Raw genomic sequence first — 21,990 nt, forward strand, 5'->3', positions numbered from 1 at the left:
CTTGTCTTCCGAGTCTTCTGCCTCCTGGGAGGCTGCCGAGTCTTCCCAGTCTTCCGAGCACGCACTGGACGTACTGAATCCCGCGACAGAGGAGGTCATCGCCACCGTCCCGGCCGCCACCGCCGCCGACGTGGACGCGGCCGTCGTACGCGCCACGAAGGCGCAGGCCGGGTGGGCCGCCCTGGCTCCGGGCGACCGGGCCCGGCTGCTGCGCCGGTTCGCGGCGAAGGTCGACGAACACCTCGACGAACTCGCCCTGTCGGAGGTCCGGGAAGCAGGTCACACCGTCGGCAACGCCCGCTGGGAGGCGGGCAACGTCCGTGACCTGCTCGACTACGCGGCCGGGGGAGTGGAACGGCTGACCGGCCGCCAGATCCCGGTTCCGGGCGGGCTGGACGTCACGATCCTCGAACCGCTGGGCGTCGTCGGCGTCATCGCGCCCTGGAACTTCCCGATGCCGATCGCGGCCTGGGGCACCGCCCCGGCGCTCGCGGCCGGCAACGCGGTGCTCCTGAAACCCGCCGAAACCACCCCGCTGACCGCCCTGCGCCTGGCCGAACTCGCCCTGGAGGCAGGTCTGCCCGAGGGGCTGTTCCAGGTGCTGCCCGGGCACGGCCCCGTCGCGGGCAACGCGCTCGTCGAGCACCCCGGCGTCGCGAAGATCGTCTTCACCGGGTCAACGGCCGTGGGCAAACAGGTGTTGGCAAAAGGCTCGGCGCTCCTCAAACGGGTCACCCTCGAACTCGGCGGCAAGAGCCCCAACATCGTCTTCGCCGACGCCGACCTCGAAGCCGCCGCGGCCGCCGCACCCATGTCGTTCCTCGACAACTCCGGCCAGGACTGCTGCGCCCGCACCCGCATCCTCGTCCAGCGCTCCGCCTACGACCGTTTCCTGGACCTGCTGGCCCCGGGGATCGAGTCGGTCCGCGTCGGCGACCCCGCGGACGAGAGCACCCAGATGGGCCCACTGATCTCCAAGGCCCAGCTGGACCGCGTCCGTTCGTACGTGCCCGACGAAGCCGAAGGCATCCGCGGCAAGGCCCCCGAAGGCCCCGGCTTCTGGTTCCCGCCCACCGTCCTCACCGGCGTCGACCCGCACGCGCGCGTCGCCGTCGAGGAGGTCTTCGGCCCGGTCGCGGTCGTCCTGCCCTTCGACGACGAGGCGGACGCCGTCCGGCTCGCCAACGCCACCGAGTACGGCCTCTCCGGTTCCATCTGGACCCGGGACATCGGCCGCGCCCTGCGCGTCTCCCAGGCGGTCCGGGCGGGCAACCTGTCCGTCAACTCCCACGCCAGCGTCCGCTACTGGACGCCCTTCGGCGGCTTCAAGCAGTCCGGCATCGGCCGCGAACTCGGCCCGGACGCCCTGGCCGCCTTCACCGAGACCAAGAACGTCTTCATCAGCACGGAGGGCCCCGCACAGTGACCGCATCCGACGACATCATCTGCCGCCGCCTGGTCGGCCGCACCGCCGTCATCACCGGAGCCGGCAGCGGCATCGGCCTCGCCACCACCCGCCGCCTCGCCTCCGAGGGCGCGCACGTCGTCTGCGGAGACGTCGACGAAACCCGCGGCAAGGCCGCCGCCGAGGAGGCCGGCGGGACCTTCGTGAAGGTCGACGTCACGGACCCCGAGCAGGTCGAGGCGCTGTTCAGGACGGCGAACGACACCTACGGCAGCGTCGACATCGCCTTCAACAACGCCGGCATCTCCCCGCCCGACGACGACTCCATCCTGGAGACCGGACTGGAGGCCTGGAAGCGTGTCCAGGAGGTCAACCTGACCTCCGTCTACCTGTGCTGCAAGGCCGCGATCCCCTACATGCGCCGACAGGGCAAGGGCTCCATCATCAACACCGCGTCCTTCGTGGCCCGGATGGGCGCGGCGACCTCGCAGATCTCGTACACGGCCTCCAAGGGCGGTGTCCTCGCGATGTCCCGTGAACTGGGCGTCCAGTTCGCGCGGGAGGGCATCCGGGTCAACGCGCTGTGCCCGGGCCCGGTGAACACCCCGCTCCTGCGGGAACTGTTCGCGAAGGACCCGGAGCGGGCCGCCCGTCGGCTCGTGCACATCCCGCTCGGCCGGTTCGCCGAGGCCGAGGAGATCGCCGCCGCCGTCGCGTTCCTGGCCAGCGACGACTCCTCCTTCGTGAACGCCTCCGACTTCCTTGTGGACGGCGGGATCTCGGGGGCTTACGTCACACCGCTGTAGGCCGCCGCGTCCTGAGGTGCCGGGACGAGCATGACGCGGCGCACCAGAGCGAGCCGGAGCGAGGCGGCACGTCGAGCCGGAGTGAGCCGCAGTGTCAGGGCTAGAGGAAGGTGTGGCCCTCCCCGCGGTATGTCGGAACCGTCGCCGTCACCGCGTCCCCCTCGATCAGGTGCAGTGCGTCGAACCGCTCGCACAGCTCACCGGCCTTCGCGTGCCGGAACCACACCTTGTCGCCGAGGAGGAGGTCGTCGGCGGGGGCGCCGAGCAGTGGGGTCTGGACCTCGCCGGGCCCCTCCTGGGGGTCGTACTTCAGACCTTCCGGAAGGTAGGGCACCGGCAGCCGGTCGGGGCCGGGCGCGCCGGAGGCGGGGTAGCCGCCGCCGAGGACGGTCACGACTCCGACGCCCGGCCGTCGCACGACGGGCTGGGCGAAGAGCGCGGCCGGGCGCCCGCTGAAGGACGTGTAGTTGTCGAACAGTCGCGGTACGTACAGTCCCGACCCGGCGCCGATCTCGGTGACCGCGTCCTCCGCGGCGGTGTGCTGCACACTGCCCGTGCCGCCGCCGTTGACGAACTCCAGGTCGGGCACCACGGCCCGCACCGCCCCCACCACCGAGGCACGCCGCTCGGTGAGTTCCCTGCGGGCGACGGCCTGCATCAGCCGTACGGCACGCGACCGCAGCGGCTGCCCGGCGACGGCGTCCCCGACACCGGCGATGTGCCCCTCGTACGCCATGATCCCGACGACCTTGAACCCCGGCCGCCGGGCCACCGTACGGGCCATGTCGGCGACCTGGGCGGGGGAGTGCAGCGGCGAGCGGCGCGCCCCGACTCGCACGCGGCCCCCGAGGAGCTTCAGCGAGGTGTCCAACTCCAGGCAGACCCGGATGACTTCGCGTCCGCCGGCGCGGGCGTCGTCGATCAGCCTGAGCTGCGCCGGGTCGTCGATCATCACGGTCACGGCGGCGGCGAGCTTGGGATCGGCGGCCAGCTCGGCGAACCTCGCGCGATCGGCGGACGGGTAGGCGAGCAGGACGTCGTCGAATCCGCTCCGGGCCAGCCAGAGGGACTCGGCGAGGGTGAAGGACATGATGCCCGCGAAGCCGTCCCGCGCGAGCACGCGTTCCAGCAGGGCCCGGCAGCGTACGGACTTGCTCGCGAGACGGATCGGCTTGCCGTCGGCGCGACGGACGATGTCGTCCGCGTTCGCGTCGAAGGCGTCCAGGTCCACGATCGCAAGGGGAGCGTCGAGATGGGCGGTGGCCCGGTTGTAACGGGCCCGGTCGGCGGGGCGCGTGGTCATGGTCGCAGCCTGCCAGACTGGATTACCGCAGGGTAGGGGGATGTTCCGGGCAGATGCCCCGGGCTCACGAACTGGTTCCCGTCAGAGCGCCGACAACCCGTAGAGTGACGCGCACGTACGGAGGACCGTTCCGTCCCTGGCCGCGAGGCCGCACGCGGGATGCCGGTCCGCCCGTGTGGGTATGCGTGCCCCGACGGGCGGAGTCCACGCCGGGCCCGGTCGACGGTGACACCGGCCCGCGTACGAGACACGGCCCGGGCACGAGGAAACGGGGGGGCATGAGCACGGAAGCGCGGCGCGCCCCCATACCCCCACGCCCGCCCGAACCGCCCGCCGCGGGGGGCGAGGAGAGCGGTCCGGCAGGTGCCGGCGGGAGCATGCCCGAGAACGGTTCCGGTTCAGGCTCCGGTCTCGGTTCTGGTTCCCATCCATCCTCCGGTTCGTCCTCCGGTTCGACTTCTGGTTCCTCCTCCGGTTCCGGTTCGTCGGCTGGTCGCCGCGACGGTGAGTCCGACGGTGACGAGGCACGCCGTACGCCGTCCTTCCAGAGCTTCGGCGCCCGCTTCCCCCACCTGCGGACCCCGCCCTTCGCAGCCAACGGTTCCGCCTCCCCGCCGCCCCCGCCGAGAGCGTCGGCCCGCTTCCCGGACGCGCCGCCGCGGCCGGGCACGGAAACGTCCGCGCCGGACTCCACTGCTCCGTATGCGGACACCGAGCCGTCCGTGTTCGATCCACTGCCTCCGCGGGCCGCTGCCAGGCCGGCCGTACCGGATTCCGTGGCTCCGCGGCCGAGTGACGACCCGGTGGCGCCGCGTTCCGTACCGCCACAGTCGAACGCCGGACCGGTGGCTCCGGGCCGCGTACCGCCCCGGACGAGAGACCCGCTGCCCACGCGGAACCCGGTAGCGCCGCGGTCTGGTGCCGACGCGTCCGCGAGGGGCCCCGTGCCACCGCAGTCGGGCGCCGACGTCGCCGCGCCGGGACGCGTCCCGCCCAAGCCGAGTGCGAGCCCGCCTGCGGGAGGACACCTGCCGCCCAAGCCGAAGGCGAACCCGGCCGCGGTGACACACCTGCCGCCCAAGCCGAGTACGAACCCGGCGACCGGAGGGCACCTGCCGCCTCCGTCGGGCAAGGGAGCCACGGCGTCGGGCCGGATACCGCCCCGCCCGAGCCATCGACCTGCGGTAGCGCCCCGCCGTACCTCCGCGCCCGCCGAAAACGCGTCGGAGACAACGTTCCGTCTCCGCCCGATCCCCGCCGACCCGGCGTCGGCGCCGTCGGGGCCCGGCTCGGGTTCCGCGCAGTCCGGCGCCGACCGGGACTCGGCGCACACCGAGTCGTACGGGTCGGCGGCTTCGCCCGGCGGCCCGGGGCCCGGCTCGCAGGCCGCCCCGTCCGACCCCGCCCGGGGACCGCAGCGGCCGGGCTCTCGTCCGGGTTCCGCTCGCGTCCGGTCGTACGGCTCGGCGGCTTCGCCGGGCGGCCCCGGACCCCGCTCGCAGGCCGCCCCGTCCGCAGCGGCCGCCACCCCCAAAAGCCGTACCCCCACACTTCCCCCCGAGCCCGCCGAACCGCCGCACCCCCCACGCGGCTCCGAATCTCCCGGCCTCTCTCCGGATCCCGCTCTCTCCTGGAGCGCTCCCATGACGCCCGGCGGAGCCCTCGGGTCCACGCGGCCTGTGGTGTCGTTCGGGGAGCCTGAGAGGTATGACGAGCGGGTGCGGCCGCGGGGGATCGGACTGTGGGTCCGACCGAGAGTCGCCGTCGCGGCGGCGTGTGTCGTGCTCGGACTCGGGCTCATCGGCGGGTCCGTGACCGGGAGTTGGCTCATGGGAGAGCCCGGGGACACCGGGGCGCGGGACACCTTCGCCGTGGCCGCGGGGCTGTGGCACAGCGTTCCCGTGGACCAGTTGTTCCCGCCGACCGTCGAGGGACAGGGCGCGGGGCCCGGTGGCGCCGACCGCGCCTGGACGCGGATCGTCGTGGCCCCGGACACCGGCTGCAAGGACGCCTTCGACCCCCTGCTGCGCGAGGCCCTCGCCCCCGTGGGTTGCCAGCGTCTCCTGCGCGCCACCTACACGGACGCCACCCAGAGCTACGTCACCACGGTCGGCCTGCTGTTCACCAAGGCCGACAGCGCCGCCATGAGCACCCTCGCCCGGCGCTTCAAGGGCGAGGACCTCGGCAGCCGCACCGACCTCATGCCCCGCCCGTACGCCGCCCAGGGCACCCTCGCCGCCGGCTTCGGCCCCGGACAGCGGGCCTCCTGGACCGTGTCCGTCCTCACGGACGCCCCCGTCGTCGTGTACGCGGTCTCCGGCTGGGCCGACGGCCGTACGGTGGACGACCCGCAGTCCGCCCAGGAGGCCATGACGTCCGGCGCCGCCACCGCCTCGGCCCAGGCCGGCCTCGGCTACGAGGCACAGGGCCTCGCCGACCGCGTCGAACGCGGCCTGCGCAAGACCGTCAGCTCGCCCACGGAGAAGCCCTCATGAGCCGCGTCGGGCGCCGAGAACGTCGTATCGGGCGCCGTACCGAACGTCGTACCGAAGGCCGTACCGAACGTCGTATCGGACGAGGTGTCAGGCCCCGCCAGGCCGGTCTCCTGAGCGTCCTCCTCGCCGCCTCGGTCGCCCTCGTACCGCCCACCGCGGCGCACGCGGACAGCATCCGCGCCCAGCAGTGGGCCCTCGACGCCATGCACACCGAGCAGGCCTGGCGCACCACGAAGGGCGCGGGCATCACCGTCGCCGTCCTGGACACCGGAGTCGAGGCCGACAACCCCGACCTCGTGGGCAACGTCCTCGCCGCCAAGGACATGGTCGGCTTCGGCGCGCAGGACGGCGATCGCGCCTGGGCCGTCCACGGCACCGCGATGGCCGGCATCATCGCCGCTCACGGACACGGCCCCGGAAACGCCGACGGTGTGATGGGCATCGCCCCCGAGGCCAGGATCCTCCCCGTCCGCGTGATCCTCGAGGACGGCGACCCGGCCCGCGCCAAGGCCCGCAGCACCCGCGGCAACGCCCTGTCCGACGGCATCCGCTGGGCCGCCGACCAGGGCGCCGACGTCATCAACCTCTCCCTCGGCGACGACTCCGCCTCCGCGCACCCCGAACCCGCCGAGGACGAGGCCGTCCAGTACGCCCTGAAGAAGGGCTCCGTCGTCGTCGCCTCGGCCGGCAACGGTGGTGAGAAGGGCGACCACATCTCCTACCCGGCCGCCTACCCGGGCGTGATCGCCGCGACCGCCGTCGACAAGTACGGCACCCGCGCCTCCTTCTCCACCCGCCGCTGGTACGCGACGGTCAGCGCCCCCGGCGTCGACGTCGTCATCGCCGCCCCGGATCACAAGTACTACGAGGGCTGGGGCACCAGCGCGGCCTCCGCCTTCGTCTCCGGCGCGGTCGCGCTCATCAAGGCCGCCCACCCGGACCTGGCTCCGGCCCAGATCAAGAAGCTCCTCGAGGACACCGCCCGCAACGCCCCGGCCGACGGCCGCGACGACTCCCGGGGCTTCGGCTTCATCGACCCGTCCGCCGCGCTCGCCGAGGCCGGCCGGATCGAGCCGGAGGGCCTGCGGTCCGCCTCGTACGGCGAGAAGTACTTCGGCCCCGGCCCGGACAGCGCCGAGGAGGATGACGGCCCGGCCGGCTGGGTGGCCCCCCTGGCGGGCGGCGTCGGCGGGCTGCTGCTGATCGGCGCGGTCGTCCTGTGGCGCGGTCGCCGCCGCGCACCCCGCCCCCACGACGGCTACGAGACCCACGACGGCTGGACATGATCGCCGACCTGCAGTGCGTGGTCCTGGACTGTGCGGATCCCCGTCAGCTGGCCGAGTTCTACCGCTCGTTGCTCGGCGGCGCCGTCAACCAGCCGGACCGGCGGTGGGCGCTCGGCGACGGCTGGGCCACGCTGCACGCGCCGTCGGGCCTCGTGCTCGCCTTCCAGCGGGTGGCGGACCACCGGGCCCCGCAATGGCCGGATCCCGACCGGCCCCAGCAGTTCCACCTGGACTTCGGTGTCACGGACCTGGACCGGGCGCAGGAGGACGTGCTGGCCGCGGGCGCGACCCTGCTCGACGGCAGCTCCGCCGGACGCGACTGGCACATCTACGCCGACCCGGCAGGACACCCTTTCTGCCTGGTCCGCCACTGACCGGTCACCGGGCCGAAGCGGCCGAAGCGGCCGAAGCGGCCGAAGCCGCCGAAGCCGCCGAAGACACAGACGCGGAGGCCGAGGCGTACGCCCGCCCCGATAGGGTCGGTGACCGTGGCGAACAAGAACATTCCCGACTCCGGCTTCTCCGACGACGACGGCTCCGCCGATCCCCGGCTGAGCGCGGCGCTCGCGGCCTGGGCCGAGGACCGCGACGCCGAGGGCCCCGTCCTGGAGGCGCTCCGGGGTGCCCGGCTGCTGGTTCCCGTGGTGGCCGTCCTCGGTGAGGTCGAGGAGGACGAGAGCGGGCTGCGCCGCGAGAAGACCAGCGACATGGCCGTACCGACGCTGAAGGCGGGTCACCGGACCGCCCTCCCGGCCTTCACGTCCACCGACTCGCTGGCCCGCTGGGACCCGGCGGCACGCCCCGTCGCCGTACCGTTGCGGCAGGCCCTGCAGGCGGCCGCGCACGAGAAGGCCGACACGATCGTGCTCGACCTCGCCGGACCGGTGCCCTACGAGTTGACCGGGCCCGCGCTGCTCGCGCTCGCGGAGGGCCGGACGACGGCCGACCCGCTCGCCGACCCGGCCGTGCGCGACGCGGTACGGACCGCGGTGGCGGCCGAGCCGGGTGTGGTCCGCGCCCACCTCGGGCCCGGGCAGGCCGACGGCATCCTCGCCCTCGTACTGGACCCGTCCGCGCCTCCGGCCGAGGCGACCCGCGCGGTCGCCGAGCGGCTCGCCGCCGACGAAACACTCAGGGCCCGCCTGGTGCGCGGCCTCGACCTGGCGCTGCTGCCGGCCGGGGCGACGCCGCCGGGCGAGCCCTTGTACGTACGACGATGAAGCAGTCGCGGGCACGCGGATGAGACTGTCGGGAATCTAGCCGTAGATCGGACCCGTGTACTTCTCGCCAGGGCCCTTGCCCGGCTCGTCCGGGACGAGGGACGCCTCGCGGAAGGCCAGCTGGAGTGACTTCAGGCCGTCCCGCAGCGGAGCCGCGTGGAAGGAGCTGATCTCGGTCGCGCTGCCGTCCAGCAGACCGGCGAGGGCGTGGATCAGCTTGCGGGCCTCGTCCAGGTCCTTGTACGCGTCGCCCTCCTCCGTCAGACCGAGCTTCACGGCGGCGGCGCTCATCAGGTTGACGGCCACCGTCACGATCACCTCGACGGCGGGGACCTCGGCGATGTCGCGGGTCATGGCGTCGAAGTCGGGGGACTCGGGGGACTCAGGAGGGGTGTCACTCATGCCCACACGATAGGCCCCGGTGTACGCCGGTTCGCACCACCCCCGGCTAGCTGCTAACCTTGTGTGACGACCGGCCGGACGTACATGTAGGTAAGTGTGACCGGCCTCAAGTGGAGGCTCCGATCTCCCACCTGACTGTCCCCCGGGACGGCGGGTCACCCCGGTCAGGCGGCCACCATCGTTCCGTACGGACGATGGAGTCGCCCGAAAGCGCGCCCCGCGATCATCGCGGCGGTGCTCCGGTAGTGTTTTGGAGCCCCGCCTGTGATCGTCCGGGGCATTTTTTGTGCTTCGGGGCGTTCAGGTCTGTCAAAAGAGACAAACGCGGCTGTCCGCCAGACCGCCGTGTGGTGCTAACCGAGGAGGATCCATCAGCGCCGAGCCCCGCATCAACGACCGGATTCGCGTTCCAGAGGTGCGACTTGTCGGCCCCAGTGGCGAGCAGGTGGGCATCGTCCCCCTGGCCAAGGCACTGGAGCTTGCACAGGAGTACGACCTGGACCTGGTCGAGGTGGCGGCGACCGCCCGTCCGCCTGTGTGCAAGCTCATGGACTACGGGAAGTTCAAGTACGAGTCGGCCATGAAGGCCCGTGAGGCGCGCAAGAACCAGGCGCACACGGTCATCAAGGAGATGAAACTCCGGCCGAAGATCGACCCGCACGACTATGACACCAAGAAGGGTCACGTCGTCCGGTTCCTCAAGCAGGGCGACAAGGTCAAGATCACGATCATGTTCCGTGGTCGCGAGCAGTCCCGGCCCGAACTCGGCTTCCGACTGCTGCAGCGTCTCGCGGAGGACGTCCAGGACCTCGGCTTCATCGAGTCGAACCCGAAGCAGGACGGCCGAAACATGATCATGGTTCTCGGTCCGCACAAGAAGAAGACCGAGGCCATGGCCGAGGCTCGCCAGGCGCAGGAAGCCCGCAAGGCTGAGGCGAAGGCCAACCCCGGCAAGTCGCAGAACGCCGCGGAGAACGAGTTCGACGAGGAGTTCACCGAGGACTCTGCCGAGACCTCGGAAGAGGCTTCCGCCGAGACTCCGGCTGAGGCGGCCCAAGCTCCGGCTGAGGCGGCCCAAGCCAAGGCCGAGGCATCCGCCGAGGCGTGATCCCGGGGGACGTGAGTCCCCAGGACGTAACCGATACCAGTACGACGCTCCACCGTGCCCGGTTTTCCCGACCGGGCACCGGAGCGCCACCGACGAGGAGACAACGGCGCTATGCCGAAGAACAAGTCGCACAGCGGTGCCAGCAAGCGCTTCAAGATCACCGGCTCCGGCAAGGTGCTCCGTGAGCGTGCCGGCAAGCGCCACCTGCTCGAGCACAAGTCGTCGCGCGTGACGCGCCGCCTCACCGGCAACGCCGAGATGGCCCCGGGCGACGCCAAGAAGATCAAGAAGCTTCTCGGCAAGTGACATCGGGCGCGCGTCGCGCGCCTGATCTCTGACCGGGACCCAATCGTTTCCGGGCCGCGTGAGTCCCACCGCGGCCCCGCTACAAGGAGTTAAAAGTGGCACGCGTCAAGCGGGCAGTCAACGCCCACAAGAAGCGCCGGGCGATCCTCGAGGCGGCGTCCGGCTACCGCGGTCAGCGTTCGCGCCTGTACCGCAAGGCCAAGGAGCAGGTCACCCACTCGCTGGTCTACAACTACAACGACCGCAAGAAGCGCAAGGGTGACTTCCGTCGGCTGTGGATCCAGCGCATCAACGCCGCTGCCCGCGCCAACGGCATCACCTACAACCGCTTCATCCAGGGTCTGAACGCCGCGAACATCGAGGTGGACCGCAAGATCCTGGCCGAGCTGGCCGTGAACGACGCCGGTGCGTTCGCCGCGCTGGTCGAGGTGGCCCAGAAGGCGCTGCCGAGCGACGTCAACGCGCCCAAGGCGGCGTGACGCCTCGCATCACCGCGACGGCTGCGAGCCGACGTGACTGAACGGACCCGTGGGCAGTGCCCGCGGGTCCGTTGTGTTGACCGGTAACCGAAACTGGTGACCGACACTGGTAACCGAAGGTGAGTTGCATGGCCGCCGCCACCCCCGAGCTGATCTCCCCCCGTTCCCCCCGCGTCTCGGCCGCCCGCCGGCTGGCCAAGCGGAACTTCCGGGGGCAGGAGCGGCTGTTTCTCGCCGAGGGGCCGCAGGCCGTGCGCGAGGCCGCAGGGCATGCGGACACGCTGGTCGACCTGTTCGCTACGCCGGCCGCCGCGGAGCGGTACGCCGACCTCGTGGGGGAGGCCCGTGCCGCCGGGGCCCGGGTACACCTCGCCGACGAGCAGGTGATCGCCGACATCTCGACCACCGTCACCCCCCAGGGCCTCGTCGGGATCTGCCGGTTCCTCGACACCCCCTTCGAGGACATCCTGAGCGCCCGCCCCCAGCTCGTCGCCGTCCTCGCGAACGTCCGGGACCCCGGGAACGCCGGCACCGTACTGCGGTGCGCGGACGCCGCCGGCGCCGACGCCGTCGTACTGACCGACGCGTCCGTGGACCTCTACAACCCCAAGGCCGTACGGGCCTCCGTGGGGTCGCTGTTCCATCTGCCCGTCGCCGTCGGTGTCCCCGTGGAGCAGGCGGTCGAGGGCCTCAAGGACGCCGGTATCCGTATCCTCGCCGCCGACGGTGCCGGAGCCCACGACCTCGACGACGAGCTCGACAGGGGGACCATGGGCGGGCCCACCGCCTGGGTGTTCGGGAACGAGGCCTGGGGGCTCGCGGAGGAGACCCGCGCGCTCGCGGACGCCGTGGTGCGCGTCCCGATCCACGGGAAGGCCGAGAGCCTGAACCTCGCCACCGCCGCCGCCGTATGTCTCTATGCGTCGGCCCGTGCACAGCGCGCCTCCGGAGGGTGCCGCTCCGTCACCGAGAGCTAGTAGGGTGACCAGCTCGGAGGCCCACTGCGTCGGCTGAGCGGCCGTCTGGGAGGTGGGGTACGGGGATGAGGGTCGGCACGAGCAGCGCACCGGGGTCACGGGATGTGCGGCACCCGCCCGCGCCCCGGCCCGGTGGCCTCGCCGAGCTCGGCATCGACCCCGACCAGCTGCCCGACGGCCTGGTCGTCGCCGACGAGCACGGACAGGTGATCTGCTTCAACGCCGCCGCCGAGCGCATCACCGCCGTCCCCGCCGCCGACGCCCTCGGGCAGCGGCTGGAGAAGGCCGTCCCGTTGGAGGACCTGGAAGGGCGGCGCTGGTGGCAGCTGACCGACCCGTACGGCGGCCTCGCCATCCGGGTCAGCCAGCCCGAGCGCAACCTCCTGCTGCCGGGCGGCCGGGAAGTCCTGGTCTCGGCACGGTACGTCCGCACCCGGCCCACCGGACCCGTCCGCCGTGTCGTCGTCCAGCTGCGCGACACCGAGGCCCGCCGCCGCACCGAGCGCAGCCACGCCGAGCTGATCGCCACCGTCGCCCACGAACTGCGCTCCCCGCTCACCTCCGTCAAGGGGTTCACCGCCACGCTCCTCGCCAAGTGGGAGAGGTTCACCGACGACCAGAAACGCCTGATGCTGGAGACCGTCGACGCGGACGCCGACCGGGTCACCCGGCTCATCGCCGAACTCCTCGACATATCACGCATCGACTCCGGGCGGCTGGAGGTACGCCGCCAGCCCGTCGACATGGGCGCCGCTGTCGGCCGCCACATCCAGGCCTACGTCGCCGCCGGACTGCCCGCCGACCGGTTCCTGCTCCGCATCGAGCAGCCCCTGCCCGCATTGTGGGCCGACCCCGACAAGGTCGACCAGGTGCTCAGCAACCTGCTGGAAAATGCCGTGCGGCACGGCGAGGGAACTGTCACCATCGACATCACGCCCGCCACGTCCCCCCGAGAGGGCGAAGGCCATCAGGACGCTGCCACGTCGGTCACGGTGAGCGACGAGGGGGCCGGCATCCCGGAGGAGTCCATGAACCGCGTCTTCACCCGCTTCTGGCGGGGCAGCAAGCGCGGCGGCACCGGCCTCGGGCTCTACATCGTCAAGGGCATCGTCGAGGCCCACGGCGGCACCATCACGGTCGGCCGCGCCCCCGGCGGCGGCGCCCGGTTCCGATTTACGTTGCCCGTGAGCACTCCGGCCTACCTGACCTGAGCGGCCCGCGGGCGCATTCGTCCATCCCCACCCCGTTAGACTCGGCCTTTGGCACCCATGTGTCCCATGGACGGCCCTCTGACCTCTGAGTGAGTCGGTGACGGGGACCTTCAGCCAGCCAATCGGAAGCACGGGAAGAGATGTCGGCACCGAATAAGTCGTACGACCCTGTAGAGGTCGAGGCCTTGAAACCGGAAGAGATCGAGCGGATGCGGGGCGAGGCGCTCGCCGCCTTCGCCGCCGCGGACTCCCTCGACGCACTCCAGGAGGCCAAGGTCGCCCACACCGGGGGCACCTCCCCGCTGGCCCTCGCCAACCGCGAGATCGGCGCCCTGCCCCCGCACGCCAAGGCCGCCGCCGGCAAGCTGGTCGGCCAGGCCCGCGGCGCCGTGAACAAGGCCCTGGCCACCCGTCAGGCCGAGCTGGAGGCCGAGCGCGACCAGCGGGTGCTCGTCGAGGAGGCGGTGGACGTCACACTGCCGTACGACCGCGTACCGGCCGGCGCCCGCCACCCGCTCACCACGCTCTCGGAGCGCATCGAGGACATCTTCGTGGCCATGGGCTACGAGGTCGCCGAGGGCCCGCAGGTCGAGGCCGAGTGGTTCAACTTCGACGCGCTGAACATCGGCCCCGACCACCCGGCCCGCGGCGAGGCCGACACCTTCTTCGTGCAGGGCCCGCAGGGCGGCACCGAGTCCGGCGTCGTGCTGCGCACCCACACCTCGCCCGTGCAGATCCGCTCGCTGCTCGACCGTGAGCTGCCGGTGTACGTGATCTGCCCCGGCCGCGTGTACCGCACCGACGAGCTGGACGCCACCCACACGCCCGTCTTCCACCAGGTCGAGCTGCTCGCCGTGGACGAGGGCCTGACCATGGCCGACCTCAAGGGCACCCTGGACCACATGGTCCAGTCCCTGTTCGGCGAGGGCATGAAGACCCGGCTGCGGCCCAACTTCTTCCCCTTCACGGAGCCGTCCGCCGAGATGGACATGGTCTGCTACGTCTGCCGCGGCGAGTCCGTCGGCAACCCCGACCGGCCCTGCCGCACCTGCTCGTCCGAGGGCTGGATCGAACTCGGCGGCTGCGGCATGGTCAACCCGCGGGTGCTCACCGCCTGCGGTGTCGACCCGGAGAAGTACAGCGGCTTCGCCTTCGGGTTCGGCATCGAGCGGATGCTGATGTTCCGCCACAACGTCGAAGACATGCGAGACATGGTCGAGGGTGACGTCCGGTTCACCCGGCCGTTCGGGATGGAGATCTGATGCGGGTCCCGCTTTCTTGGCTGCGGGAGTACGTCGACCTGCCGGCGACGGAGACCGGCCGTGACGTCCAGGCCAAGCTCGTTTCCGCGGGTCTCGAGGTGGAGACCGTCGAGCACCTCGGCGCCGACCTCAAGGGCCCCCTGGTCGTCGGCCAGGTGCTGACCATCGAGGAGCTGGAGGGCTTCAAGAAGCCGATCCGCTTCTGCACGGTGAACGTCGGCCAGACCAACGGGACCGGTGAGCCGCAGGAGATCGTCTGCGGCGCCCGGAACTTCGCCGTCGGCGACAAGGTCGTCGTGGTCCTGCCCGGCGCCACGCTGCCCGGCGGCTTCTCCATCTCCGCGCGCAAGACGTACGGCAAGACGTCCCACGGCATGATCTGCTCCGGCGACGAGCTGGGCATGGGCGACGACGGCAGCCACGGCATCATCGTGCTGCCGCCGGAGACCGAGGTCGGCAAGGACGCCATCGAGCTCCTCGAACTGGTCGACGAGGTCCTGGACATCGCCGTCACCGCCAACCGCGGCGACTGCCTGTCCATCCGCGGTGTCGCCCGCGAGACCGCCATCGCCTACGGCCTGCCGCTGCGCGACCCGGCCCTCCTCGACGTCCCGGCCCCCAACGCGTACGGCTACCCGGTCCGCGTCACGGAACCGGCCGGCTGCGACCGCTTCACCGCCCGCACGGTGACCGGCCTGAGCCCTGAGGTCCGCTCCCCGATCTGGCTGCGGCGCCGACTGCAGAAGGTCGGCATGCGCCCGATCTCGCTCGCCGTCGACGTCACCAACTACGTGATGATGGAGCTCGGCCAGCCGCTGCACGCCTACGACCGGAACCTGGTCCAGGGCACGATCGGGGTACGCCGGGCCGAGGAGGGCGAGAAGATCGTCACCCTCGACGGCGTCGAGCGGAAGCTGCACGCCGACGACCTGGTGATCACGGACGACCGTGGCCCCATCGGGCTCGCCGGTGTCATGGGCGGCGCCGACACGGAGATCGCGGACCACGACGACCTCGACAACGCGACGACGGACGTGGTCATCGAGGCCGCGCACTTCCACCAGGTCTCGATCGCGCGCACCGCCCGCCGCCACAAGCTGTCGTCCGAGGCGTCGCGGCGCTTCGAGCGCGGAGTCGACCCGCAGGCCGCCTCCGCCGCCGCGCAGCGCACCGTCGACCTCCTCGTGCTGCTCGCCGGCGGCACCGCCGAGGCCGGCGTCACCGAGGTCATCGCCCCGTCCGCGCCGCACTCCATCGCCGTCCCCGCCGACCACCCCGACAAGGTCGCGGGTGTCGAGTACGGCCGCGAGGTCGTCGTACGCCGCCTCCAGGAGGTCGGCTGCGACGTCATGGGAAATACCGCCGCGTGGAACGCGTCTTTGAGGGGCGGTGGCCGGGCGACGGGCGGGGAGGACGAGCTGATCGTCACCGTGCCGTCCTGGCGGCCCGACCTGCGCGACCCGAACGACCTGGCGGAGGAGGTCATCCGCCTGGAGGGCTACGAGAACCTGCCCTCCACGCTGCCCAGGCCCCCCGCGGGCCGCGGCCTCACCCACCGGCAGCGGCTGCACCGCCGCGTCGGCCGGGTGCTGGCCGGTGCCGGGTACGTCGAGGCGCCGAACCACCCCTTCGTCAGCGAGCAGGTCTTCGACCAGCTCGGCCTGGCCGCCGACGACCCGGCTCGCCGGGTCGTCAAGCTGGTCAACCCGCTCAACGACGAGGAGCCCGCACTCCGTACGTCGCTGCTGCCGGGTCTGCTGGGTGCCCTGCGGCGCAACGACGGCCGGGGCTCGCACGACCTGGCGCTCTTCGAGACCGGGTTGGTCTTCCAGCCACGCGAGGAGCAGCGGATCGCCGCGGCCCTGCCGGTGGACCGGCGGCCGACCGACGAGGAGATCGCCGAGCTCGACGCCACACTGCCCGAGCAGCCGCGCCATGCCGCCGTCGTCCTCGCGGGCGCCCGCGAGCAGGCCGGCTGGTGGGGCAAGGGCCGTCCGGCCGACTGGGCCGACACGGTCGAGGCGGCGCGTGCGGTGGCGCGGGAAGCCGGTGCCGAACTGGTCGTCCGCGGGGGGCAGTACGGGCCGTGGCACCCGGGCCGGTGCGCCGAGCTGGCGGTCGTCGCCGACGGTGGCGAGCGGGTCGTGGGGCATGCGGGCGAGCTGCATCCGCGGGTGCTGAAGGCGCTCGGGCTGCCCGCGCGCACCTGCGCGCTGGAGCTCGACCTGGACGCGCTGGAGGAGGCGGGCGACGCGACGGTGCGGGCGCCCGGCATCTCCACGTTCCCGGTCGCCACGCAGGATGTCGCCCTCGTGGTCGACGGGTTCGTACCGCACGCCGAGGTGGAGGCCGCGTTGCGTGAGGGGGCCGGTGAACTGCTGGAGGCGATCCGGCTGTTCGACGTGTACGAGAACGCGGAGCAGTTGGGTGAGGGCAAGAAGTCGCTGGCGTACGCGTTGCGGTTCCGGGCGGCTGATCGGACACTGACGGTCGATGAGGCCTCGGCGGCTCGGGATGCGGCGGTGGCCCTGGCGGGGGAGCGTACGGGGGCCGTACTGCGAGGCTGAGAGCGTCTGAAGGGCGCCTTTCAGGGGGTTGCAGCCACCTCACTCAATAGGGTGACTTCTTCCGGTGATCCGCCCCGTCCGGCCCATGCGCTCGACACAATCGGACCGGCCTTTCGAGGTCGGTCCGATTGCGTTGGCAGGGCCAAAACGGGGGTCCATCGGCATGATCCGTATCAAGGCTGGGGTTACCCGCAGGGCGGGACGGATCCGGACGGACCCACGGACGCCGGACCGGCGGCCACTGCGGCGGGCCTTCGCGCTCGCGCTGCCCACGATCTGGGGTGCCCTCGCGGTCACGTACAAGCTGACCTGTCCGCTGGCCCAACAGGGCGGGCTGGGCGCCCGGGTGGCCACCAGTACCTTCTTCCTCGCCGTCGGCACCGGACTGGTACTCCGCGCCCATCGGATCCTGCTGCGTGAGCTCCGGCAGATCCGCCGGGTCGCGGGTGTCGCCCAGAGCGTGCTGCTGCGGCCGTTGCCGCCGCGTATCGACGGGCTGAGCGTCGCCGCCGCCCAACTCTCCGCCGACCGCGGTGCCACCATCGGCGGCGACCTGTACGAGGCCGTCGCCACCGAGCACGGCGTACGGATCGTGATGGGTGACGTCCGCGGACACGGACTCGCCGCCATCGGCACCGCCGCCGCCGTACTCGGCAGCTTCCGCGAGGCCGTGCACGACGAGGCCGGACTCGACGGTGTCCTACGACGGCTGGAGCGTGCCCTGGCCCGACACCTGCGCGAGCGCGCGCGAGCCGAACACCCCTCGGCCGGCCCGGAACCAGACCACCCGGTCGCCGAGGAGTTCGTCACCGTCCTGCTGCTGGAGATCCACCGGGACGGTGAGGTGCGCGCGCTCAACTGCGGCCATCCGTGGCCGTATCTGCTCAGCGGCACGAGTGCCGAACCCCTCGCCCGCACCGACCCGCTGCCTCCCCTCGGCCCGTTCCCGCTCCCGCCCGAGGTGCCGCCCGAGCGGTGCGGGCACCTGTCTCCGGGCGAGGCGTTGGTCCTGCACACCGACGGGGCGGAGGACGCCAGGGACGCGCGCGGCCGGTTCTTCTCCCTGTCCGGCGCCCTGTCCGAGGCCGTGCGTGAGCGGCCCGCGGCCGTCCCGCAGGTCGTACTGGGTTCGGTCTTCACCGCACTCCTGCACCACACCCGAGGCGCCCCGACGGACGACGTGGCCCTCCTCGTACTGCGCAACGACCGGCAACGCAAAGACACCTCAGGAACGCGGCACGGTGAGACGCCTGGCTCCGCCGGGCGGGCACGAGCGGCCACCACGCCCCCGCAGCCGACCACGCACCTTTGACCTTCAGCCAACCCCGGACCGCACGTGGGTTCAGCCCCTGCCCCTGCCCCTGCCCGAGCCCCTGCCCGAGCCTTTCCCGGCCATGGGACGCCATCCGCTTGCCGCACATGCGGTACCGGGCCGCCGCGCTGTACGAGGGGGAGCCGACGGCCCGGTCGGCCTCTTTCAAGGCGTCTCAGTCAACCGGCCGGAAACTCTCCGTGACAGCGCGCACACAGCGCGGATTCGAGTAGTCGGATCACACCCCGTGTGAAGGCGGACGCACTACGCTGACCGCACCGAGCCACCGGGGGCCTCCCATGCAGCCCAACACTCTGCTCGACGCGATCCTGGACGAGGCGGGGATCTCGCACGCGGGTCTCGCCGCCCATGTGAACCAGGCGGGCCGGGCCCGCGGGCTCGCCCTCCGCTACGAACACACCGCCGTGGCACGGTGGTTGAAGGGACAGCGGCCCCGGGGCCAGGTGCCCGACGTGATCTGCGAGGTGCTCGCCGCCCGGCTGCACCGCCCCGTCACCCTCGACGACATCGGACTCGGCGTCCCCGGAGAACCCTCCGCCCCTCACGGCACCTCGCTGTCCGGCTTCGTCGAGCGGGCCACCGCCCTGTGGCGCTCCGACGAACAGCAGCGCCCGCACATCCTCGGTGCGCCGGCGGTCACCGGCACGCCCGCCGTCATGCCGGTGTGGGAGTGGGAGAACCCGCCCGAGGACGTCGACGTCTCGCGCGGCGGCCGGCACCGGGTCACCTCGGCCGACATCGAGATGCTGCGCGCGGCCCGCGCCCACTACGAGCAGATGTACCGCAAGGCCGGCGGCATGGCGACCCGCAGCCGGATCGTCGGCTTCCTCAACGCCGAGGCCGCTCCACTGCTGCGCGGCAGCTACACCGACGAGACGGGTCGTCAACTGCACCGGGCCACCGGCGGGTTGGTCGCGGTCGCCGGTATCTGCGCCTACGACTCCGACGCGCACGGACTCGCCCAGCGCTACTTCCACCAGGCGCTCAGGCTGGCGAAGGCCAGCGGGGACCGGGGACTCGGCGCCTATGTGATCGCGCTGCTGGTCAACCAGTCGCTGTTCATGCGGGAGTACCGGCAGGCCGTCGCCTTCGCGGAGGCGGCGCTGCGGGCCGCCGGCAAGCACATCACCCCCGCGCTCGCCTCCGACCTGTACGCGATGCAGGCGAAGGCGTACGCCCACCTCGGCGACGGCAGCGGCGCGTTGTCCTGCATCCGGCGGGCCGAGCTGGCCACCGAACGCATCCGGCGCGGTTACGAGCCCGACGAGACGGGCTATGTCCAGCCGGGACTGGTCAACGTCCAGGTGGCGGAGGCGCTGCTCAGCCTCGGCGAGCTGGCGGCGGCGCGGGAACACGCGATGGCCGCCGTCGACAACCCCGCCCACGACAGGGGCCGGGTGCACCGGCTGGCCATGCTCAGCACGATCGAACTGCGCCAGGGCAACGCCGACAAGGCCGTGGTCACCGCGGTGCAGATGGCCGAACAGGCGCGGGGGATGGAGTCCCAGCGGCTGCGCGACAGACTCAGAGCGGTGCGCGAACGCCTGGTGCGCAGCGGCTGCGCGGGCACGTCCGAGGCAGCCGAACTCATCGACGGGGCCCTGCGCGTACCGTTGTAGACGGGCACCCACGCGCCGACAGTCCACAATTCCTGCTGCCATATTGCCACTTACCCGATGGAAGGTGGCAGAACAGTGCAGTGGACGAAACAGAACGAACAAACTGTGTATGAAAACCGCTGGTTCACCGTCAACCTGGCAGATGTGGAACTGCCGAACGGCCGGCACCTGGACCACTTCCTGATACGGCTGAGGCCCGTCGCCGTGGCCACAGTGGTGAACGAGGCCAACGAGGTCCTCCTCCTGTGGCGCCACCGCTTCATCACCGACAGCTGGGGATGGGAACTCGCGGCGGGCGTCGTCGAGGACGGCGAGGACATCGCCTGCGCGGCCGCCAGGGAACTCGAGGAGGAGACCGGCTGGCGGCCGGGACCTCTGCACCACCTGATGAGTGTGGAGCCGTCCAACGGCCTCACCGACGCCCGGCACCACATCTACTGGTCGGGCGAGGGTGACTACGTCGGGCACCCCGTGGACGACTTCGAGTCGGACCGCCGGGAATGGGTCCCCCTCAAGCTCGTTCCCGACATGGTCGCCCGCGGGGAGGTCCCGGCCGCCAACATGGCGGCCGCGTTACTCCTGCTGCATCATCTCCGGCTCGGTCAGGACGCCATGCCCTGAACCGACCGGCACGTGTCCTGGGTGTCAGCGGCCGAGAGCCTGCCAGATCGTCACGACGAGCGCGCCCACGGTGGCGAGAACCGCGACCGCGGGCAACGGCCAGCGGGCGTGCTCCAGTGCGACGACCCGTGCGCTCAGGTCGTCGACTTCCTTGTCGGTCTCCTCGGTCCGGTGACTCAGCAGAGCCAGTCCTCCCTCGACGCGCGCGTAGGCGACGTCGAGGCGTCGGCGTAACTCTGCGAGTTCGCCAGGGACCACGGGATGATCGGGATCGATGGTCACAAGTCCGTTCCTTTCCGGTAGTCGTCACATCCCTTGCATGCGCATGAAGAGTCAACTCGCCTGCCGGGTACGTGGGGAGAGTGTGCGAGGGGCATATGCGGGCCCGGCGCGCACACGGTGTGTGAACGCCGCGGGCCCGGCACTCCGAAGAGATTCTCCGAAGAGTGCCGGGCCCGCGGGCGTCGCACTGTGTCATCAGCACCCTGGCACGGGCACTGTGCACTCGGCCGTGGGTGTCTCGACCGTGGGTGTCTCAGGCGCAGGTCTCTCAGCCGTGGGTGTGTCAGCCGTGGGTGTGTCAGCCGTACGTGTAGAAGCCCGACCCCGACTTCCGGCCCAGCCGGCCCGCGTCCACCATGCGCTGGAGCAGCGGGGGAGCGGCGTACAGCGGCTCCTTGTACTCCTCGTACATCGAGTACGCGACCGACGCGACCGTGTCCAGGCCGATCAGGTCGGACAGCTTCAGCGGGCCCATCGGATGGGCGCAGCCCAGCTCCATGCCGTTGTCGATGTCCTCGCGGCTGGCGATGCCCGACTCGAACATCCGGATGGCGGACAGGAGATACGGGATCAGCAGCGCGTTCACCACGAAGCCCGAGCGGTCCTGGGCCCGGATCGCGTGCTTGCCGAGCACCTTCTCGGCGAAGACCTGGGCGCGGCTGAGGGTGCCCTCGGAGGTGGTGAGCGCCGGGATCAGCTCGACCAGCTGCTGCACGGGGGCCGGGTTGAAGAAGTGGATGCCGATGACGTGGTCGGGCCGTGCGGTGGCGACCGCCAGCCGCACCAGCGGGATCGAGGAGGTGTTGGAGGCCAGGATGGCGTCCGGCCGGGTCACGACCTGGTCGAGCACCCGGAAGATCTCGGTCTTGACCTGCTCGTTCTCGACGACCGCCTCGATCACCAGGTCACGGTCGGCGAACTCGCCGAGGTCGGTGGTGAAGCCGAGGCGGGCCTGCGTCGCGTCGAGCTCCTCCTCGGTGATCTTGCCGCGCTCCGCCGCCTTGGCCAGGGAGTTGAACAGCCGGGTCCGGCCGATCTCCAGGGCCTCGCCGGTGGTCTCGGCGACCTTCACGTCCAGGCCGGCGCGGGCGCACACCTCGGCGATGCCCGCTCCCATCTGGCCGCAGCCGACCACTCCGACGCGTTCGATGTCGGTCACATCGTCCCTTTCGCTGATGTACGGCTGTGGCAGGTCCGCCCTTGGTCCGGTGCCTGCTCCGTTCGTGCACGTTACTCCCAAGTATCAATGATCGATCGCCGGGGTTCGGGCATCCTGGGGGCGCGGAAACGGTCCGTGACCGGGTGGAT

At 71.7% G+C, this 21,990-nt stretch carries 20 protein-coding genes; 16 read left to right on the forward strand and 4 right to left on the reverse strand.

What is annotated here, in order from left to right; genetic code table 11:
• Position 1 precedes the first annotated feature (1 nt).
• Positions 2–1,426 (forward strand): aldehyde dehydrogenase family protein, encoded by a 1,425-nt coding sequence (locus tag M2271_RS35390; protein ID WP_280891536.1) that lies wholly within the window; start codon positions 2–4, stop codon positions 1,424–1,426.
• Positions 1,423–2,211 carry a 3-oxoacyl-ACP reductase gene (locus M2271_RS35395; protein ID WP_280891537.1) on the forward strand — a complete coding sequence of 263 codons (789 nt, stop codon included), beginning with the start codon at positions 1,423–1,425 and terminating at the stop codon, positions 2,209–2,211. Before M2271_RS35390 ends, M2271_RS35395 begins: the two co-directional genes overlap by 4 nt.
• A 100-nt stretch (positions 2,212–2,311) precedes the next feature.
• Here M2271_RS35395 and M2271_RS35400 read toward each other — a convergent pair whose 3' ends face one another.
• Positions 2,312–3,514 carry an amino acid deaminase/aldolase gene (locus M2271_RS35400; RefSeq protein WP_280891538.1) on the reverse strand — a complete coding sequence of 401 codons (1,203 nt, stop codon included), beginning with the start codon at positions 3,512–3,514 and terminating at the stop codon, positions 2,312–2,314.
• 1,643 nt (positions 3,515–5,157) lie between these two features.
• Between M2271_RS35400 and M2271_RS35405 the strand changes: the two genes are divergently transcribed.
• The 4 genes from M2271_RS35405 to M2271_RS35420 all read left to right on the forward strand — a co-directional run bounded on the left by M2271_RS35405 (position 5,158) and on the right by M2271_RS35420 (position 8,515).
• A complete protein-coding gene (locus tag M2271_RS35405) occupies positions 5,158–6,009 on the forward strand; it encodes a hypothetical protein (protein ID WP_280891539.1) in 852 nt (283 codons plus the stop codon).
• Complete coding sequence (mycP, locus tag M2271_RS35410; protein WP_280891540.1) at positions 6,006–7,295, forward strand: type VII secretion-associated serine protease mycosin; 1,290 nt, start codon at positions 6,006–6,008, stop codon at positions 7,293–7,295. Before M2271_RS35405 ends, mycP begins: the two co-directional genes overlap by 4 nt.
• Positions 7,292–7,669 (forward strand): VOC family protein, encoded by a 378-nt coding sequence (locus M2271_RS35415; RefSeq protein ID WP_280891541.1) that lies wholly within the window; start codon positions 7,292–7,294, stop codon positions 7,667–7,669. Before mycP ends, M2271_RS35415 begins: the two co-directional genes overlap by 4 nt.
• 114 nt (positions 7,670–7,783) lie before the next feature.
• Positions 7,784–8,515, forward strand: coding sequence for an SseB family protein (locus tag M2271_RS35420; protein WP_280891542.1), 732 nt, complete (start codon positions 7,784–7,786; stop codon positions 8,513–8,515).
• 36 nt (positions 8,516–8,551) lie between these two features.
• Here M2271_RS35420 and M2271_RS35425 read toward each other — a convergent pair whose 3' ends face one another.
• A complete protein-coding gene (locus M2271_RS35425) occupies positions 8,552–8,917 on the reverse strand; it encodes a DUF1844 domain-containing protein (RefSeq protein ID WP_280891543.1) in 366 nt (121 codons plus the stop codon).
• Positions 8,918–9,287: 370 nt separating this feature from the next.
• On the opposite strand from M2271_RS35425, the gene infC reads away from it, so the two are divergent.
• The 10 genes from infC (at position 9,288) to M2271_RS35475 (ending at position 20,400) form a co-directional block, all read left to right on the forward strand.
• Positions 9,288–10,025, forward strand: coding sequence for a translation initiation factor IF-3 (gene infC / locus M2271_RS35430; RefSeq protein WP_280891583.1), 738 nt, complete (start codon positions 9,288–9,290; stop codon positions 10,023–10,025).
• A gap of 111 nt (positions 10,026–10,136) precedes the next feature.
• Positions 10,137–10,331 carry a 50S ribosomal protein L35 gene (gene rpmI, locus M2271_RS35435; protein ID WP_019065473.1) on the forward strand — a complete coding sequence of 65 codons (195 nt, stop codon included), beginning with the start codon at positions 10,137–10,139 and terminating at the stop codon, positions 10,329–10,331.
• Between the two features lie 95 nt (positions 10,332–10,426).
• On the forward strand, positions 10,427–10,810 hold the full coding sequence (gene rplT / locus M2271_RS35440; RefSeq protein ID WP_019066261.1) for a 50S ribosomal protein L20: 384 nt from the start codon (positions 10,427–10,429) through the stop codon (positions 10,808–10,810).
• Positions 10,811–10,938: 128 nt separating this feature from the next.
• Positions 10,939–11,787 (forward strand): RNA methyltransferase, encoded by an 849-nt coding sequence (locus M2271_RS35445; protein ID WP_280891544.1) that lies wholly within the window; start codon positions 10,939–10,941, stop codon positions 11,785–11,787.
• Between the two features lie 65 nt (positions 11,788–11,852).
• Positions 11,853–12,998 (forward strand): ATP-binding protein, encoded by a 1,146-nt coding sequence (locus M2271_RS35450; protein WP_280891545.1) that lies wholly within the window; start codon positions 11,853–11,855, stop codon positions 12,996–12,998.
• A gap of 140 nt (positions 12,999–13,138) precedes the next feature.
• Positions 13,139–14,260: a phenylalanine--tRNA ligase subunit alpha gene (gene pheS, locus M2271_RS35455; RefSeq protein ID WP_280891547.1), complete on the forward strand. Its 1,122-nt coding sequence runs from the start codon at positions 13,139–13,141 to the stop codon at positions 14,258–14,260.
• The gene (pheT, locus tag M2271_RS35460; protein WP_280891549.1) at positions 14,260–16,827 is read left to right on the forward strand and encodes a phenylalanine--tRNA ligase subunit beta; all 2,568 of its coding nucleotides are present in this window, start codon (positions 14,260–14,262) and stop codon (positions 16,825–16,827) included. Before pheS ends, pheT begins: the two co-directional genes overlap by 1 nt.
• Before the next feature lie 163 nt (positions 16,828–16,990).
• Positions 16,991–18,139 carry a PP2C family protein-serine/threonine phosphatase gene (locus M2271_RS35465; protein ID WP_280891550.1) on the forward strand — a complete coding sequence of 383 codons (1,149 nt, stop codon included), beginning with the start codon at positions 16,991–16,993 and terminating at the stop codon, positions 18,137–18,139.
• A 299-nt stretch (positions 18,140–18,438) separates the two neighbouring features.
• Complete coding sequence (locus tag M2271_RS35470) at positions 18,439–19,779, forward strand: transcriptional regulator (protein ID WP_280891551.1); 1,341 nt, start codon at positions 18,439–18,441, stop codon at positions 19,777–19,779.
• A gap of 75 nt (positions 19,780–19,854) precedes the next feature.
• Complete coding sequence (locus M2271_RS35475; RefSeq protein WP_280891552.1) at positions 19,855–20,400, forward strand: NUDIX hydrolase; 546 nt, start codon at positions 19,855–19,857, stop codon at positions 20,398–20,400.
• Positions 20,401–20,424: 24 nt separating this feature from the next.
• Here the strand turns inward: M2271_RS35475 and M2271_RS35480 are convergent, their stop codons facing one another.
• Positions 20,425–20,682, reverse strand: a complete 258-nt coding sequence (locus M2271_RS35480; RefSeq protein WP_280891553.1) for a hypothetical protein — start codon at positions 20,680–20,682, stop codon at positions 20,425–20,427.
• A gap of 298 nt (positions 20,683–20,980) precedes the next feature.
• Positions 20,981–21,841: a 3-hydroxybutyryl-CoA dehydrogenase gene (locus tag M2271_RS35485; protein WP_280891554.1), complete on the reverse strand. Its 861-nt coding sequence runs from the start codon at positions 21,839–21,841 to the stop codon at positions 20,981–20,983.
• Between the last annotated feature and the right edge of the window lie 149 nt (positions 21,842–21,990).

The sequence above is a fragment of the Streptomyces sp. LBL genome, from assembly GCF_029893585.1.
Lineage (GTDB): Bacteria > Actinomycetota > Actinomycetes > Streptomycetales > Streptomycetaceae > Streptomyces.